This window comes from Streptomyces sp. NPDC088794 (assembly GCF_044750545.1).
In the GTDB taxonomy this organism is placed as follows: domain Bacteria; phylum Actinomycetota; class Actinomycetes; order Streptomycetales; family Streptomycetaceae; genus Streptomyces.
Map to the genome: position 1 here is coordinate 193,768 of NZ_JBIVKB010000007.1, position 18,201 is coordinate 211,968.

The following is an 18,201-nucleotide window of genomic DNA, read 5'->3' on the forward strand; positions in this document are numbered from 1 at the left end:
CCTTGGTCTTCAGTGACGGCGTCTTGCGGAGGATGCACGGATCGAACGTGCGCGGGCTTTCACACCCGACCACGACTCGCTTCTGATGGAACACAGCGCAAGCCGGTGCCTTTCCACTCGGCCAATCCTCCGGGAAGGCGGCCCACGCGAGAGCGACGTCGCGTGCTCGAAGCGGCCGCCCCGGACAGTTCGGGTGGGTGGACTCGACGGTGGGGTAACTACACCGGAGTCCGCCGTGAACTGCCCTGTCGGGAGCTGGACGGACTGCCGTGCATGGACATCGTCCGGCTCCTCTCCCAGCTTGTGGTGGACGACAACCACTGTGCCGGGAGAACGAGTTGGGCGCCACCGAATAAATCAGCGAACCGCCGCGCCGACCTGCGCACTACCGGCGGCGCCACTTGCGTCGACGGCTCTTGCTGAAGAACCAGCCCGCCGGCGGCTCGTCGGAGCGCCAGGGCTGCGGCTCGGGCTCCTCCCGGCGCCAGCGCGCGGCGAGCATACGGGCCCGGGCGGACGGCTCGGACGTCTCCGCGGACCGTATGAAGTCATCGTCCAGGACCAGGTCGTCCCAGGCGCCGTCCCCGTACTGCGAGGCCTTCTCCGCCATCCCCGTTCCTCCTAGCCGTCCGTCCCCTTTACCCCAGTGTGCCCGGACAGAGGTGAAGCCTCCGTCAAGATCCGGAGCTGTCCGGGCACGGGGTCTGTCTGTCGCGTCACTCCTCGCCGGCGAGCGTCAGCGTGCGCAGCTTCTGGCCGGCGTACCAGGTCGCCAGGACCGTCACCACGACCAGCAGGACGACCGCCGTGGTCAGTCCGACGTCCGAGGTGACCAGGTCGCCACCGGCCACCTTGTGGGCGACGGCGAGCGACCACTGCTGGACGCTCAGGGTGCGGGCGCCGGAGACCAGGGAGCCGAACAGGGCCTCCCAGACCAGGGCGTAGACCAGGCCGAAGACCACCGCGTGCCGGGACACCGTGCCCAGGAGCAGGAACATCGACGCGTAGGCGATCGAGGCGACCAGCGCGGCCACCGTGTAGGCGACGGCGATCTGTTGGCCGTTGCCGTTGAGGATGAAGCCCGCGATGAGCGTCGGCAGGGCCGAGAACACCATTGTCACGCCGATCGCCACGATGAGCTTCGTGAAGATGATCGTGGGGCGCTTGAGCGGCTTGGACAGGAGGTAGACGACGGAGCCGTCGTCGATCTCCGGGCCGATCGCGCCGGTGCCCGCGATGACGCCGATGATCGGCACCATCGTGGCCAGCGCGAGCCCGCCGAGCAGGTCGGCGGCGGTCTGGTCGTCGGCGCCGGCGAGGCCGCGGACGACGACCGAGATCACGATCAGCAGCAGCGGCAGGGCGCCCAGGATGAGGGCCCGGCGGCGGCCGAGCAGGGCCCGGTAGGTGAGTCGGGCGACTGTGGGGTCGTACATCTCTTGGCCTCCTACGCCGCGACGAGATACGAGAAGACGGACTCGAGGGACTCGTCCGACGGCGAGACCGTGAGCAGCCGGATGCCGTGGTCCCTGGCCACCTTGGGCAGCAGGGCCGTGAACCGGCCGAAGTCGACGGCCTGGATGCGCAACGCGCCCTCGGCCAGGTCGACTTCGATCCCTGCGGTCGACGGGTCGGCGATCAGGGCGGCCGCGAGGGCGCGGTCGTCGCTGGAGCGCACCAGGTAGCGGTGCGGGCGGTCGGTCATCAGGCGGCGGATCTTGCGGAAGTCGCCGCTGGCCGCGTGCCGTCCGGCGACGACGACCTCGATGTGCCAGGCGAGCTGTTCGACCTCTTCGAGGATGTGGGACGAGAAGAGCACCGTGCGGCCCTCGTCGCCCATCTTCCGCAGCAGGTCCATCAGTTGCATGCGCTGGCGCGGGTCCATGCCGTTGAAGGGCTCGTCGAGCAGGAGGAGCGAGGGGTTGTGCACCAGGGCGCTCGCCATCTTCACGCGCTGGCGCATGCCCTTGGAGTACGTCGAGATCTTGCGGTCCTGCGCGTACTCCATCTCGACCGTCGCCAGGGCCTTCTGGGCGGCCTTGGCGCCGAGACCGTGCAACTCGGCGTTGGCGACGACGAATTCGCGGCCGGTGAGGAAGTCGTACATCGCCTCGCGCTCGGGGACGATGCCGATGTGCTTGTAGATCTGTTCGTTGCGCCAGACCTGCTCGCCGTCGAGGGTGACGGTGCCGGTGGAGGGGGCCAGGAAGCCGCCCATCATGTTGATCAGGGTGGACTTGCCGGCGCCGTTGGGGCCGAGCAGGCCGGTGACGCCGGGACCGATGGTCATGGTGACGTCGTTGACGGCGACCACGTTGCCGAACCAGCGGGAGACGTGGTCGATGGAGAGCGTGGTCACAGTCCGACCTTTCGGTAGCGGCGCATCAGGAGGCCGTAGCACGCGGCGATCAGGCCCAGGAGGACGAGGACGTAGACCACGCCCTCACCGTTGCTGGGTCCGACGGCGCCGGGGAAGGCCGACTCCGCGCCCAGGAAGGCCGATTGCACGCCGTCGATGAGCGTGACGGGCGAGAAGAGGCCCATCCAGGGGATGGCACCGGTGCTGTCCTGCGTCTCGGCGATCGCCTGGAGCGTGGAGACCGCGCCGTAGGAGATCGTCATCACGGCGATGACGGCCGCGATGCCGAAGCCGCGCCGCGGGGTGATCGAGGCGATGACCAGGCCGATGCCGGCGAAGAGCACCGAGAGGAGGGCCACGGAGACGAGCCCCTGGGCGAACCCCTTGGTCTGGTCGGCGAAGTCGAGTTTGGCCAGCAGGGCGCCCACATAGAGGACGAGCAGCGGGGCCGCGGTCAGGATGAACATCGCGGAGGCCAGCGCCGCGTACTTGGCGCGCACGTAGTCGGCGGTCTCGATCGGCCGCGAGAAGTACAGCGGCACGGTCTTGAAGCGCAGGTCGCGCGAGACGGACTGGGGCGCCTGGGAGGCGACGTACAGGCTGATGACGGCCTGCATGATGATCGCGTAGCGCGTGTAGTCGACCGGCAGGTCCTTGGCCTTCGTGGCGACCGCGACGGCGACCATGATGGCCGCGGGCACGCACATCACCACGAAGAGCAGCATCGGCAGCACCTTGGACTTGACCGAACGGCCGAGGCCGTAGGAGCCGCGCAGGGACTGCGAGTACAGCGAGCGGGTGGCGTAGGAACGGCCCAGGCGGGGGCCGTCGTAGTTGCGGTACCCGATGTTGTGGATGCGGGTCTGGTCACCCGGGGCCGGTACGGATGTCTGGAGGGGCTGCTCAACTGCCATGGCCGACCGCCTCCTTCCGCTGCTCTGCCTCGTCGGCCTCGTTCGTGAAGACCTCGGAGATGTGGTGCCGGCGCTGCTCCATGCGCACCAGGCCGAGTCCGAGGTCGGCGACGATGTCGCGGACCACGTCGTACGTCTCCTCGCCCTGCGCGGTCAGCAGCAGGATGTGGCCGGCGCCGGGCAGGCCGTTGGTGCCGTCGAGGACCTCGACCCCGCGCGCGTGGAGCGCCTCGCGCACCACGCGCGTGCCGTCACGGTGCGTGTCGGAGTCGGTGACCTCGACGGCGAGGGTGGTGGTGATCTGGGTGAAGTCCGTGGTGGAACTGGAGCGCAGGAGCTTGCCGCCGTCGACCACGATCACGTGGTCGCAGGTGCGCTCCAGCTCGCCGAGGAGGTGGGAGGTGACCAGGACCGAGATGCCGAAGTCGGTGTGGATACGGCGGATGAGGCCGAGCATCTCGTCGCGGCCCACCGGGTCGAGGCCGTTGGTCGGCTCGTCGAGGAAGACCAGCTGCGGGTCGTGGACCAGGGCCTGGGCCAGCTTCACGCGCTGCTTCATGCCGGTGGAGTAGCCGCCGATGGGGCGGTAGCGCTCCTCGTACAGTCCGACGTGGCGCAGCGTGTCCGCGGTGCGCTCACGCGCCGCGGCCGGCGGCAGGCCGGACATGCGGGCCATGTGCACGACGAACTCGGTCGCCGACACGTCCGGCGGCAGGCAGTCGTGCTCCGGCATGTAGCCGACCCGCTCGCGGATGGCGGCTCCCTTGGTCGCGACGTCGAGGCCGAGCACTTCGGCACGGCCCTCGGTGGCGGGGGACAGACCCAGAAGGATCTTGATCAACGTGGACTTGCCGGCTCCGTTCGCGCCGACGAGCCCGGTCACACCGGGCCCGACGTCGACGGACAGCCGGTCAAGCGCGGTCACCCTGGGGAACCGCTTGCTCAGGCTTTCGGTCGCGATCACAGTCACGTTTAAGAAGGTAGTGACGCGGACCACGTCGGTCGTCAGACCGAAGAGCTGTCTTCGTCTCACACTCCAGATGTACGGATCCTTAGGGGATACCCCTACCTGAGAGCTACGCAGAGTTATCCACAACGCGGGGTTGTCCACAGCCCGGAGCCCGCCTATTGACGCAGCCTCTAACTACTGTCACATTCGCTGGTGTCAAGTTACGGACACGTAGCGCAGTCGATGGAGACGGTGGGGCGGGGTCGGCATGACGACGGCGGTGACGAGCGAACTCTCCGCGCGATTGCGGGGGTTCAGGCAGGTCCAGCAGCTCGCGTACGAGTGCGCGGAGGCGGTCGCGGCCCGCCTGGAGCCGGGCGTGTCGGAGCGGCGGGCCGCGCGGATGCAGCGCGAGTGGCTGCGCGCGCGGGGAGTGCGGGACTGGTTCCACCTCCCCTTCGCCTGGTTCGGGGACCGCACGGCGTTCGTGAACTTCCGCGTCCCGCTGCAGTTCTTCCCCACCGACCGCCGCCTTGCGCCCGGCATGCCGTTCATCCTCGACATGGCCCCGGTCTACGAGGGCTACACGGCCGACATCGGCTACTCGGGCTCCCTCGGCGCGAACCCGGTCCAGGACCGGCTCATGGCCGACCTGGAGGCGCACCGCGAGCTGATCCTCCGCGAGGTCCGCGAGAGGCGCCCGCTGCGCACGATCTACGAGGACGTGGACCGCCTCATGGTCCGCCAGGGCTACGCCAACCGGCACCGCGCCTACCCCTTCGGCGTGATCGCCCACAAGGTCGACCAGGTCAAGCCGCGCCGCTTCTCGCCCCACCTGTTCGGGTTCGGCACCCAGTCCCTCAAGGGCCTGGCGAGCGACGCGCTGCACGGCCACCGGGACGGCTGGTCCCCGCTGTGGTCGCCGTACCGCTTCTCCGACCACCCGCCGCAGCCGGGCCTGTGGGCGGTCGAACCCCACCTCGGATTCCGGGGCACGGGCGCCAAGTTCGAGGAGATCCTCGTGGTCACCGACTCGAGCGATCCCGAGGAGAGCGCCTTCTGGCTGGACGACGATCTGCCGCACGTGCGGCGCTGGGCGGAGGAGAAGTGACGGTGGCGAGGGAACCCGGGAAGACCGAGAAGTCCGGGAAAAAGGGCACGGCGGCGGATCGCGGCCAGGTGGAGGTGCTGCTCCAGGGCGCCCGCGAGCGCCGCGTGCTGACCGGTGACGTCGAACTGTGCGTCGCCGAGCTGGGGGACCCCGGGCGGCCGACGGTGGTCCTGGTGCACGGCTACCCGGACAGCAAGGAGGTGTGGTCCGAGGTCGCCGCCCGGCTCGCCGACCGCTTCCACGTCGTCCTGTACGACGTCCGCGGCCACGGCCGCTCCAGCGCGCCGCAGCCGCTGCGCGGGGGCTTCACCCTGGAGAAGCTCACGGACGACTTCCTCGCGGTGATCGACGCGGTCAGCCCGGACAAGCCGGTGCATCTGGTGGGGCACGACTGGGGCTCGGTGCAGTCCTGGGAGTTCGTCACCGTCGGACGCACCGAGGGCCGCATCGCCTCCTTCACGTCGATGTCCGGACCCTCCCTCGACCACTTCGGGCACTGGATCAACAAACGCCTGCGCAAGCCCACTCCGCGCCGGGTCGGCCAACTCCTGGGCCAGGGCGCCAAGTCCTGGTACGTGTACCTGCTGCACACGCCCGTGCTGCCCGAACTGGCCTGGCGCGGCCCCCTCGGCAAGCGCTGGCCGCGCATCCTGGAACGCGTCGAGAAGGTGCCCCGCGGCGCCTACCCGACCTCCTCGCTGCCCCAGGACGCGGCCCACGGGGCGTGGCTGTACCGGGACAACGTCCGCGCCCGGCTGCGCAGGCCCCGCGCCGACGCCTACGCGCACGCGCCCGTGCAGCTCATCACGCCCCTCGGTGACGCGTTCCTGTCCGAGCGGCTCTATGACGAACTGGAGGAGTGGGCCCCGCGGCTGACCCGGCGCACGATCCCGGCCAAGCACTGGATCCCGCGCACCCGGCCCGACCAACTGGCCGCCTGGATCGGAGAGTTCGTGACGACCACGGAGAGCACGGCGGACGGCAGGACGCAGACGAAGGCCGGCGGCAAGTACGCCGAGCGCTTCGGCGGGCAGCTCGTCCTGGTCACCGGCGCGGGCAGCGGCATCGGGCGGGCGACGGCGTTCGCGTTCGCCGAGTCCGGCGCGCGCGTGATCGCCGTCGACCGCGACCAGGAGGCCGCGGAGCGCACCGCCGAGCTGTCCCGGCTGCTCGGCGCCCCCCGGGCCTGGGCCGAGACCACCGACGTCTCCGACGAGCAGGCCATGGAGAAACTCGCCGCCAAGGTCGCCGCCGAGTACGGGGTGGTGGACGTGCTGGTGAACAACGCCGGGATCGGCCTGTCCGGCTCCTTCTTCGACACCAGCCCCGAGGACTGGAAGAAGGTCCTCGACGTCAACCTGTGGGGCGTCATCCACGGCTGCCGGCTCTTCGGGAAGCAGATGGCCGAGCGCGGCCAGGGCGGCCACATCGTCAACACCGCCTCGGCGGCGGCCTATCAGCCCTCCAAGGCGCTGCCCGCCTACAGCACCTCCAAGGCGGCCGTGCTGATGCTCAGCGAGTGCCTGCGCGCCGAACTCGCCGGGCAGGGCATCGGGGTGAGCGCCATCTGCCCCGGCTTCGTCAACACCAACATCACCTCGACCGCGCGCTTCGCCGGGGTCGACGCCGACGAGGAGAAGCGGCGGCAGAAGAGGTCGGCGCGGCTGTACGGGCTGCGCAACTACCCGCCGGAGAAGGTCGCCGACGCGATCCTGCGGGCGGTCGTGCGCAACGAGGCGGTCGTGCCGGTCACCCCGGAGGCGCGCGGCGCCCGGCTCCTGGGCCGGTTCGCGCCGGGTGCGCTGCGGGCGATCGCGCGGATGGAGCCGCCGCTGTGAGCGGGCGGAGCGTGTGGGTCTCGCAGCTGGGGTCGCCGCTGTGAGCGGGCGGATCGCGCCGCGCCGGGTGTCCTTCGACTGGTCGCGCACACCCCTGCACTGGATCCCGCGAGAGCCGACCGCGACCCACGTCATCAACGTGCTGCATCTGCTGCTGCCGGCGGGGGAGCGGTGGTTCGTGCAGGTCTTCAAGGAGGCGCTGCCGCGTATCAAGGACCCCGAACTGCTCGTGGACGTCAAGGGGTTCATGGGCCAGGAGGCCACGCACAGCGTGCAGCACTCGCACGTCCTCGACCACCTGGCCGCGCAGCACCTCGACACCGAGGACTTCACCAAGTACGTCGACTTCCTCTTCGAGCGGCTGCTGGGCGAGCGCCCGCCGCTCGGCGTCCCGATCCCCCGGCGCGAGTGGCTGCGCTTCCGGCTCTCGGTGGTCGCGGCGATCGAGCAGTTCACCGCGGTGCTCGGCGACTGGATCCTGGCCGCCGACGCCCTGGACGCGGCCGGCGCCGACGAGGTCATGCTCGACCTGCTGCGCTGGCACGGCGCCGAGGAGGTCGAACACCGCGCGGTCGCCTTCGACATGTTCCAGCACTGCGGCGGCACCGGCGCGCCCCGCTACGCCTTCCGCGTCGCGGGCATGGCCGTCACCGCGCCCGTGATGCTCTCCATGTGGCTGTGGGGATCGGCCTACCTGATCCGCCACGACCCGAAGCTCGCGGGCCGACTGCGCTACTCCCTCGTCGCGCACGAACGAGCCGTACGCAAAGGCCTGTTGCCCGCGTGGCGGGATCTCGGCGCGGCGATCCCCCGCTATCTGCGGCGCTCCTACCACCCCTCCCAGGAGGGTTCGATGAGCCGGGCGGTGGAGTATCTGCGCAGGTCACCGGCGGCGAGGTCGGTGGCGTGAACGCCCCGGCCGGCTATCGCATAGAGGACCTGGCGCACGTCAGCGGTGCCACCGTCCGCACCATCCGCGCCTACCAGGACCGCGGCCTGCTCCCCCGCCCCGAGCGCCGCGGCCGGGCCAACCTCTACTCCGACGCCCACCTCGTCCGGCTGCGCCAGATCGCCGACCTGCTCGACCGCGGCTACACCCTGGCCTCCATCAAGGAGTTGCTGGCCGCGTGGGACGCCGGCCGGGGCCTCGGTGGCGTGCTGGGTCTGGTCGCCGAGGTCGACGGGCCGTGGACGGACGAGGAGGCGGTACGGATCTCGCGGGCCGAACTCGACGAGCGGTTCGGCGGGTCGCCGGACGACGCGGCGGTCGCGGACGCGGTCGAGCTGGGGGTACTGGAGCCGGTGCCGGGGGACACGGACTCGTTCCTCGTGCCGAGCCCCCAAGAGCTGGCGGTGGCCGTGGAGTTGTACGAGGCGGGCGTGCCGTTGTCCGCGATCGCGGATCATCTGCGGGAGTTGAGGGGTCAGGTCGAGCACATCGCGGCCAGGTTCCTGGAGTTCACGACCGAGCACGTCTTCGCGCGCTACCTGCACGGAACGCACCTGCCCAGCGACGCGGACGCGGCCGAGGCGGCCTCGCTGGTGCGGCGGCTGCGGCCACTGGCGCAGCAGACGGTGGACGCGGAACTGGCGCGGGCGATGCGGCTGTTGGCGGTACGGCAGCTGCGGCGGCAGCTGGGGGACGGTGGTACGGAGGAGACGGGTGTCGAGTCCCGTGGCGCGTCACGCTCCGTGGTGTTGCCCGAGGGGACGATTCGGGCGGTGGAGGGGCTGGTTGGGGCGGAGCGGGCGGGTGAGTTCATCGCGTTGGCGGCTGAACGGGAGGTGCGGGCAAGGGGGTTGGATGCGCTCATGCCAAGGGGCGGGCCCCCAGCTGACCTTGACGAAGGGGTGTGACAGGAAAGGGAGTTGTCCACAGAACCGCCAATTACCCTGTGGATAACTACAGTTGGTTGTGGACCAAACTTCGCTCCAAAAGAAAATGCGTGACGCACGTCTCTCCCGTCATGCTGACCGGATGGAAGAAAGACCCAAAGAACGAGACAAAGACGAGCGACGCACCGTGAAGGTGTCGAAGTGCCTCTCGAAGCACCTGCGGCATCAGCCGGAGCGGATCGGGCTGACCCTCGACGAGGCCGGCTGGGTCGAGATCGACGTACTGATCGCCGCGGCCGCCGCGCACGGGTTCCGGTTCACCCGGGACGAGCTGGACCACGTGGTCGCCGCCAACGACAAGCAGCGCTTTGCCGTCGACGGCACCCGGATCCGCGCCAGCCAGGGCCACAGCGTCGAGGTCGACCTCGGACTGCCCCCGGCCACCCCGCCGCCGTACCTCTACCACGGGACCGTGGCCGCCAACCTGGACGCGATCCGCGCCGAGGGCCTGCGGCCCATGAACCGGCACGACGTGCACCTCTCACCCGACCGCGAGACGGCCACCCGCGTCGGCGCCCGCCGCGGCCGCCCGGTGGTGCTCTCCGTCGACACCGCCGCGATGCACCGCGACGGCCACGAGTTCCAGGTCAGCGCGAACGGGGTGTGGCTGACGAAGGCGGTACCGGCGGAGTACCTGCGGTTTCCCCAGGGGCACTGAGGCCTGCCGCTCACCCGGGCACGGGTGCGTGTGCGTGTACGTGTGCGGCGGCCGGTGACCGTTTCGTCCGTTGTCGGTGCGGACCCGTAGGCTCGATCGCATGAGTCTGCGTCTGAGCACCGTGATCCTCCCGTACCTCCGCTGGCACGAGGGCGGGCGTGCGACCTGGCAGCGGGCCGAGCAGCTCGGCTTCCACACCGCCTACACCTACGACCACCTGTCCTGGCGCACCTTCCGCGACGGCCCGTGGTTCGGGGCCGTGCCGACGCTGACCGCCGCCGCGGCCGTGACCGAGCGGGTGCGCCTCGGCACGCTGGTCACCTCGCCGAACTTCCGGCACCCGGTGACCCTCGCCAAGGAGCTGATCTCCCTCGACGACATCTCCGGCGGCCGGATCACCCTCGGCATCGGCGCCGGCGGCACCGGCTTCGACGCCACCGCGCTCGGCCAGGAACCCTGGACCCCGCGCGAGCGCGCCAACCGGCTCGCCGAGTTCGTACCGCTCCTGGACCGGCTGCTCACCGAGGACTCGGTCTCCTACGAGGGCGACTTCTACTCGGCGCACGAGGCGCGCGACATCCCCGGCTGTGTGCAGCGCCCCCGGCTGCCCTTCGCGGTCGCCGCGACGGGCCCGCGCGGGCTGCGGCTCGCCGCCCGGTACGGCCAGGCGTGGGTGACCACCGGCGACCCCAAGCTGTACGACGAGGGCACGCCGGAGCAGTCGGTGCGGGCCCTGCGCGGCCAGCTCGACAGGCTCACCGACGCCTGCGCGGAGCTCGGCCGGGACGCGGACGAGCTGGACAAGGTCCTGCTCACCGGCTTCACCCCGGACCGCGCCCGCCCGCTGTCCTCCCTCGACGCGTTCGTCGACTTCGCGGGCCGCCACCGGGACCTCGGCTTCACCGAGATCGTGATCCACTGGCCGATCCCCGACTCCGACTTCGCCGCCGACGAGAAGGTCTTCGAGCAGATCGCCATGGAGGCGACGGCGCAGCTGGGCTGACCTGGGCTGAGGGTCATCTATGTCTCATCTGTGCACTCCGGCGCACGGGCGTGCGCGCATATGCGGGAGAATGGGCCGGTGACCTCAGCGACTCGACAGCCCGAGACCCCGGCATCCGCCGCCCCACCGCGGCTCATAGCCACCGATCTCGACGGCACCCTGCTGCGGGACGACAAATCGGTCTCCCCGCGCACGGTCGCCGCCCTCGCCGCCGCCGAGGAGGCGGGCATCGAGGTCTTCTTCGTCACCGGCCGCCCGGCCCGCTGGATGGACGTCGTCAGCGAACACGTGCACGGCCACGGCCTGGCGATCTGCGGCAACGGCGCCGCCGTGGTCGACCTGCACGGCGGCCCCGGCGCCCACCGGTTCGTGAAGGTGCGGGAGCTGGCACGGGACAACGCGCTGGACGCCGTACGACTGCTGCGGGACGCGGCGCCGGGCACGGTGTACGCGGTCGAGCAGACGTACGGCTTCTACCAGGAACCCGACTATCCCAAGCTGCACATGGAGACGCCGGACACCCTCGCGCCCGCCGAGCGACTCCTGGCGCCGGACGCGCCGGGGGCCGGGGAGCCGGTGCTGAAGATCCTCGCGTACCACCCGACCCTCGACCCGGACGCCTTCCTCACGCTGTCCCGGCTCGCCATCGGCGACCGCGCCAACGTCACCCGCTCCAGCCCCAGCGCCCTGCTGGAGATCAGCGGCCCGGACGTCTCCAAGGCCAGCACGCTCGCCCTGTGCTGTGCCGAGCGCGGGATCTCGCACGAGGAGGTCGTCGCCTTCGGCGACATGCCCAACGACGTGGAGATGCTCACCTGGGCCGGCCGGTCGTACGCGATGGGCAACGCCCACCCGGACGTCGTCGCCGCGGCCTCGGGCCGGACCGTCGCCAACAACGAGGACGGCGTGGCGGTCGTGATCGAGGAGCTGCTGGAGCGTCTGCCCTAGGCGCCCCGCCGGTCAGCCGACGGGCACGCCCCGTGCCGCCAGCCACGGCACCGGGTCCACCGCCGAGCCCAGTTCCGGTGTGACGCGTACCTCGAAGTGCAGGTGCGGGCCGGTGGAGTTGCCGGACGTGCCCGACTGGCCGATCCACTGGCCGGCGGCCACGCGCTCGCCCTGGTCGACGGCGACGGCGGCGAGATGGGCGTACTGCGTGTAGTAGCCGCCCGGGTGTTCGATCACGATCTCGATCCCGAAGGCTCCCCCGCACGACACCTTCACCACCCGCCCCGCGCCGGCCGCCCGTACCGGCGTCCCGATCGGTACCGCGAAGTCCTGCCCGGTGTGCCGGTTGGCCCAGCGGGCGCCACCGCTGCCGAAGCCCGCGGACAGTTCGTAGCTCTCCACGGGCGTCACCCACGCGCCCGTCACCTGCGTCCGCGGCTGGTCGAGCCGGACCGCGCCCCGGCAGGCGCCCGCCGCGACCGAGACGTCCGCCTGGCCCTGCAACTGCCCCCGGGCCTCGTCGAGTTTGCCCTGGATGGTGTTCTTCACGGCGGCGAGCTCGATGCTGCGCCGCTCCAGCGACCGCCAGGCCGTCGCCGCCTTCGTCCGGTCGGCGGCGAGCCGGGCCTCGGCACGGCGGCTCTTGTCGAGCGCGTTGCCGACGGCCAGGTTCACCTGCGAGAAGACGTGCTGACCGCGCATCAACTCGTCCGCGCTGCTCGCCAGGACGATCTGCGCGGCCATCGGCAGACCCCCGCCGTCGCGGTACTGGGCGCGCGCGATCCGGCCCAGGTCCTCGTGCAGTACGGCGATCTCCCGCCGTTCCCGGTCCAGCAGTTCCTCGGCCCGCTGCGCCCGCGCCCGCTGGACCTCCGCCTGCTGCCGGCCCGCCTCGTACTGCCGTGTCGCCAGCGCCGCGTCCTCGTAGAGCCGGGCCACCTGCTCACCGACGCTCATGTCACCGGCGCTCGCTCCGGCGCCGTACGCGCCGTCGCCCGATCCGCCGTCGGCAGCCGTGGCCCGTGCCGCCAGCACCGCCAACGCGCACAGCAGAGCCGGAACGAACAAGGGGGGACGGCGAGGTGAGCCCATGTCAGCGATCGTGACCCGAACCTCGGCTACTTGGCCTGTTCACGTCGTACGCCTGGGGGACAGGTTGCTGCGGACGGGTCACTGACGGGCGTCCGGGGAGGGGCGGCAGGAGTCGCACACCACCGCCTCGCGCCGGAGTCAGTACGGCGCCTGCCACACCACCGTCGTGCCGCCGCCGTTCTCGCCGATGCCCGGCCCGAGCCGGCTGTCGCCACCCAGCGACTCGGCCCGGCGCTTGAGGTTCTTCAGGCCGCTGCGGCGACCGCCCTCGGGGATGCCGACGCCGTCGTCCGCGACCGTCAGCCGCACGCCGGGGCACCCGTCCGGCAGCGTCGCCGTCGCGTCGACCACGACGTCGATCCGGGAGGCCCCGGCATGCCGGAACGCGTTGGAGAGGGCCTCGCGCAGAGCGGCGACGATGTTCTTGCCGGTCAGGTCGCCCACGACGGTGTCGACCGGGCCGACGAAGCGGTGCGCGGGCCGGAAGCCGAGCGGCACCGCGGCCATGTTGATCTCGCGCAGCACCCGCGTGCGCAGCCCCGACGGCGCCTCGGCGGAGCCTTGTTGGAGCGCGAAGATCGCGGTGCGGATCTCCTGGATGGTGACGTCGAGTTCACCGACGGCCTTGCCGACACCGTCCCGCACCTCGGGCACGACCGCCCCGCGCTGGGCGCTCTCCAGCATCATGCCCGTCGCGAACAGCCGCTGGATGACGAGATCGTGCAGGTCACGGGCGATCCGGTCGCGGTCCTCGTAGACCGCGAGCCGCTCCCGGTCGCGCTGCGCGTCGGCCATCTTCAGCGCGAGCGCGGCCTGCGCGGCGAACTGGGTGCCGAGGACGCGCTCGCTCTCCGTGAACGGCTGCTCGCCACGCGCCCGGGGCATGACGAGACTGCCCAGCACCCGGCCGTCGCTCTGCAGCGGCAGCATCATGATCGGGCCGTAGGCGCGCGCGAGCGACGACAGCATGCGCGGGTCGGTGCCGGCGTCCGCCACGAACACGGGCCGCCCGGCGAGGAGTTCGGCGACGACCTCGCTCTCGGGCGGGATGACCCGGCCGAGGTGGCCCGACGGCTTCTCGGAGGCCACGGCGACGATCTCCAGGCCGCCCTCGTCGGCGGGCAGCAGCACGATCCCGGCCGCGGCCCCGGACAGCCGACGGGCCTGCTCCGCGACGACCTGGAGGGCGTCCTCCGTGTCGCCGCCGGAGAGCAGGGCCGTGGTGACGGCGACCGAGCCGTCGATCCAGCGCTCCCGCTGCTGGGCGGCCTCGTACAGCCGGGCGTTGCCGATGGCGATACCGGCCTCCGTGGCCAGCACCCGCACCAGGTCGAGGTCGCCGTCGTCGAACGGCTCCCCGTCCGACTTCTCGGCCAGATAGAGGTTCCCGAAGATCTCGCCCTGGACGCGGATGGGCAGGCCCAGGAAGGCGTGCATCGACGGATGGTGGTCGGGAAAGCCGCAGCAGCGCGGATCCGTCGTCAGCTCCGCGAGCCGCACCGGATCCGGTTCCGGCTCCCGGATGAGCGCCCCCAGCAGGCCCTTCCGCCCGTCGGGCGGCCGGCCGATCCGGCGAGCGGTCGCCTCGTCGACGCCGTACCAGACGAAGTCGGTGAGCCCCGCGCGCTCCCCGTCCACGACACCGATGGCCGCGTACCGGGCACCGGTCAGGGCCGCCGCGGTCGCACAGATCCGGTCCAGCGTGGAGTGCAGTTCGAGACCGCTCCCGACGGACCGCATCGCCGCCAGCAGCTGCGGCACGCGCGCAGCCAGGCCGACGGACGGGTCGGGAGACGGGTCTCGGGACATGACCTGAGCGTAATTAGTCGTGTTTGTTACGGAAAGTCGAGCCGATCCACCCCGCAGACCGCTATCCGGCCCCCACCAACAGCTCCGTCTCCGCCTCCCGTTCCGCCATCGCCCGCAACGGCCCCTCCACCGCGGCCAGTTCCCCGTAGGTCCCGCGCTGTACGACCCGTCCCTCACCCAGCACGACGACCTCGTCCACGGCTTCCAGTCCGGCGAGACGGTGGGTGATGAGGAGGGTCGTACGGCCCTCGGTGGCGGCCAGCAGGTCGGCGGTGAGGGCGTCGGCGGTGGGCAGGTCGAGGTGTTCGGCGGGCTCGTCGAGCACGAGGACGGGGAAGTCGGCGAGCAGCGCGCGGGCCAGCGCCAACCGCTGCCGCTGGCCGCCCGACAGCCGGGCCCCGTGCTCGCCGACCAGCGTGTCGAGCCCGTCGGGCAGGCCGTCGGCCCAGTCGAGGAGCCGGGCCCGCCGCAGGGCGTCCCGCACCTCGTCCTCGGTGGCGTCCTTCCTGGCCAGCAGCAGGTTCTCGCGCACCGAACTGTCGAAGAGGTGCGCGTCCTGCGCACACAGCCCCACCAGCCGTCGTACGTCGTCGCCGTCGAGGGCGTACGCGTCGACCCCGGCCAGCGTGTACGAGCCGGCCTCCGGGTCCAGGAACCGCAGCAGCACCTGGGCGAGTGTCGTCTTGCCGGAGCCGGACGGTCCGACCACGGCGATCCGGCGCCCCTCCTCGAGGGTCAGGTCGAGGCCTGCGAGGGCGTCCCGGTCCTGCCCGTCGTGCCGGGCGGCCAGGCCCTTGAGGGCGACGGGGAACGGCGAGGCGGGCGCCTGCCGGGGCCGCTCCGGCTCCCGTACCGGCTCGGGCGCGTCGAGGACCTCGAACACGCGCTCCGCGCTGCGGTGCACGCGCTGTCGGTAGCGGACGGCGAGCGGGAGTCCGAGGACGGCCTCGAAGGCGGCGAGCGGGGTGAGGACGACCACGGCCATCGTCACGCCGCCGAGCCGTCCGTCGACGACGGCCTGGGCGCCGACCAGGGCGGTGGCGGTGACGGTCAGGCCCGAGATCAGGGCGGTGAGTCCGTCGCCGAGGGCGGTCGCGGCCGCGGCGCGTGAGGCGATGCGGGTGAGGGCGCCGTCGGCCCGTCGGGTCTCGGCGGTACGGGCGGGCAGGGCGCCGGCGACGGTCAACTCGGCGGTTCCGGTGAGCAGATCGGTCACCCGGGTCGCCAGCGCTCCGCGGGCGGGGGCCAGCCGGTGCTCGGCGCGTCGGGCGACCGCGCCGGTGAGCAGGGGGACTCCGGCGCCGGCCGCGAGCAGTCCGACGGCGAGCACGGCACCGGCCTCCGGCAGCAGCCAGGCCGTGAAGCCGACGGACGCGGCGGACACGGCGACGGCGGCACCGGCGGGCAACAGCCAGCGCAGCCAGTAGTCCTGGAGGGCGTCCACGTCGGCGACAAGGCGCGACAGCAGGTCGCCCCGGCGGGTGCGGCGCAGCCCGGCGGGCGCCAGCCGCTCCAGGCGTCGGTAGACGGTGACCCGGGTGTCGGCGAGCATCCGCAGCACGGCGTCGTGCGACACGAGCCGCTCGGCGTACCGGAAGACGGCCCGGCCGATGCCGAACGCCCTGGTCGCCGTCACGGCCACCATCAGATACAGCACCGGCGGCTGCTGCGAGGCCCGCGAGATCAGCCAGCCGGAGGTCGCCATGAGCCCGACGGCACTGCCGGTGGCGAGACTTCCGAGCAGGAGAGCCAGGAGGAGACGGCCACGACGGGGGCCGGACATGGCGCGGACGCGGGCGAGGACACGGCGAGTGGTCGTCGTCGACCCGGTAGCCGTCCGCCCGGTCGTCTCCGGCTCCGCCTCGTCGGTCACGGCGACGGTCTCGATCGGCCGGGCCTCGGCGGCACTGGAATCGGCATCCGGAGAAGCAGCCTCCAGGGGAGCGGCGGCCACGGGTGCCGCCAGCCGCACCACCCGGTCGGCCACGCCGAGGAGCGCCGGCCGGTGCACGACCAGCAGCACGGTCCGCCCCACCGCGAGCCGCCGTACCGCCGCCACGACCTCGGCCTCGGTGGCCCCGTCCAGCGCCGCCGTCGGCTCGTCGAGCAGGAGCACGGGCCGGTCCGCGAGGAACGCCCGGGCCAGCGCGAGCCGTTGCCGCTGCCCGGCCGACAGCCCCGACCCGTCCTCACCGAGCGCGGTGTCGACGCCCTCGGGCAGCGCGTCCACGAACTCCAGCGCCCCGGCATCCGCCAACGCCCGCCGCACAGCGGCCTCGTCGGCATCGGGACGGGCGAGGCGTACGTTCTCGGCGATCGTGCCGGCGAACAGCTGCGGGCGCTGCGGTACCCAGGCGATCCGCGAGCGCCACTGCTCCGGGTCGATGTCGGCGAGGTCGGTGCCACCGACCAGGATCTGCCCCTCGGTGGCCGGCACGAAGCCCAGCAGCACGTTCAGCAGCGTCGTCTTGCCCGCGCCGCTCGGTCCGACGAGGGCGACCGTCTCCCCGGGCTCGACGGTGAAGGACGCGTCCGAGACGGCGCCCTCGGCCCGCCCGGGATACCGGACCGTGACTCCCTGGAAGGTGATGCCCCCGGCCGGCACGGACTCCGTCCCCGAGTCCGGCACCGGTGTCTCCAGCACCGAGAAGATCTCCTCGGCCGCGGCCAGCCCCTCGGCCGCCGCGTGGTACTGGGCGCCGACCTGGCGCAGCGGCAGATACGCCTCGGGGGCGAGGACGAGGACGACCAGACCGACGTAGAGGTCCATGTCGCCATGGACCAGCCGCATGCCGATCGTCACGGCGACGAGCGCCACCGAGAGCGTCGCGAGCAGTTCCAGCGCGAAGGACGAGATGAAGGCGATGCGGAGGGTACGCATGGTCGCCTGGCGGTACTCGCCGGTGATGCGGCGGATCGAGTCGGCCTGCGCCTTGGCCCGTCCGAAGACCTTGAGGGTCGGCAGTCCCGCGACCACGTCCAGGAAATGCCCGGACAGCCGGGATAGCAGCCGCCATTGACGGTCCATCCGGGACTGCGTGGCCCAGCCGATCAGGATCATAAAGACCGGGATCAGCGGGAGGGTGCCGACGATGATCGCCGCCGAGACCCAGTCCTCGGTGACGATCCGGGCCAGTACCGCGACGGGGACGACCACCGCGAGGCCCAACTGCGGGAGGTAGCGCGAGAAGTAGTCGTCGAGGGCGTCGACCCCGCGGGTGGCGAGGGCGACCAGTGATCCGGTCCGCTGCCCGCTCAGCCATCCCGGGCCCAGCGCCACGGACCGCTCCAGCAGCCGCCCTCGCAGCTCCGACTTCACCGCCGCGCTGGCTCGGTGCGCGGCGAGTTCCGTGAGCCAGGCGACCAGGGCACGGCCGACGGCGACGGCCGCCAACAGCAGCAGGGGAGTGCGGAGTTCGGCGACCGACATCCCGTGCTGGAAGGCACCGACCACGATCTCGGCGATGAGCATCGCCTGGGCGATCACCAACGCCGCCCCGACGGCGCCCAGTCCGACGACCGCCATCATGAACGCGCGGGTAGCGCGGGCGTATCGCAGCAGACGTGGGTCGATCGGTTTCACGTGAAACACACCCTCTTCTCAAGGGGCATGTTTCACGTGAA

Annotated in this window: 15 protein-coding genes and 1 tRNA gene; 7 read left to right on the top strand and 9 right to left on the bottom strand. The window is 71.8% G+C overall.

Going from position 1 to position 18,201, the window contains the following annotated elements; translation table 11 throughout:
* Window positions 1-26: 26 nt before the first annotated feature.
* The 6 genes from ACIP6U_RS21545 to ACIP6U_RS21570 all read right to left on the bottom strand — a co-directional run bounded on the left by ACIP6U_RS21545 (window position 27) and on the right by ACIP6U_RS21570 (window position 4,237).
* Window positions 27-131: transfer RNA gene (locus tag ACIP6U_RS21545), tRNA-OTHER, on the bottom strand.
* A 254-nt stretch (window positions 132-385) separates the two neighbouring features.
* On the bottom strand, window positions 386-610 hold the full coding sequence (locus ACIP6U_RS21550; protein WP_401720067.1) for a hypothetical protein: 225 nt from the start codon (window positions 608-610) through the stop codon (window positions 386-388).
* A 106-nt stretch (window positions 611-716) separates the two neighbouring features.
* Window positions 717-1,436 carry an ABC transporter permease subunit gene (locus tag ACIP6U_RS21555; protein WP_401720069.1) on the bottom strand — a complete coding sequence of 240 codons (720 nt, stop codon included), beginning with the start codon at window positions 1,434-1,436 and terminating at the stop codon, window positions 717-719.
* Window positions 1,437-1,447: 11 nt separating this feature from the next.
* The gene (locus ACIP6U_RS21560; RefSeq protein ID WP_401720071.1) at window positions 1,448-2,359 is read right to left on the bottom strand and encodes an ABC transporter ATP-binding protein; all 912 of its coding nucleotides are present in this window, start codon (window positions 2,357-2,359) and stop codon (window positions 1,448-1,450) included.
* Window positions 2,356-3,273, bottom strand: a complete 918-nt coding sequence (locus tag ACIP6U_RS21565) for an ABC transporter permease (RefSeq protein WP_123999031.1) — start codon at window positions 3,271-3,273, stop codon at window positions 2,356-2,358. The genes ACIP6U_RS21560 and ACIP6U_RS21565 overlap by 4 nt, the downstream gene beginning before the upstream one ends.
* Entirely contained in the window at window positions 3,263-4,237 is a 975-nt protein-coding gene (locus tag ACIP6U_RS21570) for an ABC transporter ATP-binding protein (RefSeq protein WP_401720592.1), read from the bottom strand. The genes ACIP6U_RS21565 and ACIP6U_RS21570 overlap by 11 nt, the downstream gene beginning before the upstream one ends.
* Before the next feature lie 253 nt (window positions 4,238-4,490).
* Between ACIP6U_RS21570 and ACIP6U_RS21575 the strand changes: the two genes are divergently transcribed.
* The 7 genes from ACIP6U_RS21575 (at window position 4,491) to ACIP6U_RS21605 (ending at window position 11,676) form a co-directional block, all read left to right on the top strand.
* Window positions 4,491-5,333, top strand: a complete 843-nt coding sequence (locus ACIP6U_RS21575; protein WP_401720073.1) for a M24 family metallopeptidase — start codon at window positions 4,491-4,493, stop codon at window positions 5,331-5,333.
* 74 nt (window positions 5,334-5,407) lie between these two features.
* A complete protein-coding gene (locus tag ACIP6U_RS21580) occupies window positions 5,408-7,171 on the top strand; it encodes an SDR family oxidoreductase (RefSeq protein WP_401720595.1) in 1,764 nt (587 codons plus the stop codon).
* 40 nt (window positions 7,172-7,211) lie between these two features.
* A complete protein-coding gene (locus tag ACIP6U_RS21585; RefSeq protein WP_401720075.1) occupies window positions 7,212-8,081 on the top strand; it encodes a metal-dependent hydrolase in 870 nt (289 codons plus the stop codon).
* Window positions 8,078-9,028: a MerR family transcriptional regulator gene (locus tag ACIP6U_RS21590; protein WP_401720078.1), complete on the top strand. Its 951-nt coding sequence runs from the start codon at window positions 8,078-8,080 to the stop codon at window positions 9,026-9,028. Before ACIP6U_RS21585 ends, ACIP6U_RS21590 begins: the two co-directional genes overlap by 4 nt.
* 121 nt (window positions 9,029-9,149) lie before the next feature.
* Complete coding sequence (locus ACIP6U_RS21595) at window positions 9,150-9,725, top strand: RNA 2'-phosphotransferase (RefSeq protein ID WP_401720081.1); 576 nt, start codon at window positions 9,150-9,152, stop codon at window positions 9,723-9,725.
* Between the two features lie 100 nt (window positions 9,726-9,825).
* Window positions 9,826-10,728 carry an LLM class flavin-dependent oxidoreductase gene (locus ACIP6U_RS21600; RefSeq protein ID WP_401720083.1) on the top strand — a complete coding sequence of 301 codons (903 nt, stop codon included), beginning with the start codon at window positions 9,826-9,828 and terminating at the stop codon, window positions 10,726-10,728.
* Window positions 10,729-10,788: 60 nt separating this feature from the next.
* A complete protein-coding gene (locus tag ACIP6U_RS21605) occupies window positions 10,789-11,676 on the top strand; it encodes an HAD hydrolase family protein (RefSeq protein WP_401720086.1) in 888 nt (295 codons plus the stop codon).
* A gap of 12 nt (window positions 11,677-11,688) precedes the next feature.
* Here the strand turns inward: ACIP6U_RS21605 and ACIP6U_RS21610 are convergent, their stop codons facing one another.
* The 3 genes from ACIP6U_RS21610 to cydD form a co-directional block, all read right to left on the bottom strand.
* Window positions 11,689-12,768: a peptidoglycan DD-metalloendopeptidase family protein gene (locus tag ACIP6U_RS21610; RefSeq protein WP_401720089.1), complete on the bottom strand. Its 1,080-nt coding sequence runs from the start codon at window positions 12,766-12,768 to the stop codon at window positions 11,689-11,691.
* Window positions 12,769-12,906: 138 nt separating this feature from the next.
* The gene (locus ACIP6U_RS21615) at window positions 12,907-14,577 is read right to left on the bottom strand and encodes a GAF domain-containing sensor histidine kinase (RefSeq protein ID WP_401720092.1); all 1,671 of its coding nucleotides are present in this window, start codon (window positions 14,575-14,577) and stop codon (window positions 12,907-12,909) included.
* A 61-nt stretch (window positions 14,578-14,638) separates the two neighbouring features.
* Window positions 14,639-18,160, bottom strand: coding sequence for a thiol reductant ABC exporter subunit CydD (gene cydD, locus ACIP6U_RS21620; RefSeq protein WP_401720095.1), 3,522 nt, complete (start codon window positions 18,158-18,160; stop codon window positions 14,639-14,641).
* Between the last annotated feature and the right edge of the window lie 41 nt (window positions 18,161-18,201).

Coding starts and splice junctions, on each gene's coding strand:
- ACIP6U_RS21550 (WP_401720067.1), bottom strand. CDS start 610: ATGGCGGAGAAGGCCTCGCAGTACGGGGACGGCGCCTGGGACGACCTG.
- ACIP6U_RS21605 (WP_401720086.1), top strand. CDS start 10,789: ATGCGGGAGAATGGGCCGGTGACCTCAGCGACTCGACAGCCCGAGACC.
- ACIP6U_RS21595 (WP_401720081.1), top strand. CDS start 9,150: ATGGAAGAAAGACCCAAAGAACGAGACAAAGACGAGCGACGCACCGTG.
- ACIP6U_RS21565 (WP_123999031.1), bottom strand. CDS start 3,273: ATGGCAGTTGAGCAGCCCCTCCAGACATCCGTACCGGCCCCGGGTGAC.
- ACIP6U_RS21610 (WP_401720089.1), bottom strand. CDS start 12,768: ATGGGCTCACCTCGCCGTCCCCCCTTGTTCGTTCCGGCTCTGCTGTGC.
- ACIP6U_RS21575 (WP_401720073.1), top strand. CDS start 4,491: ATGACGACGGCGGTGACGAGCGAACTCTCCGCGCGATTGCGGGGGTTC.
- ACIP6U_RS21600 (WP_401720083.1), top strand. CDS start 9,826: ATGAGTCTGCGTCTGAGCACCGTGATCCTCCCGTACCTCCGCTGGCAC.
- ACIP6U_RS21555 (WP_401720069.1), bottom strand. CDS start 1,436: ATGTACGACCCCACAGTCGCCCGACTCACCTACCGGGCCCTGCTCGGC.
- ACIP6U_RS21615 (WP_401720092.1), bottom strand. CDS start 14,577: ATGTCCCGAGACCCGTCTCCCGACCCGTCCGTCGGCCTGGCTGCGCGC.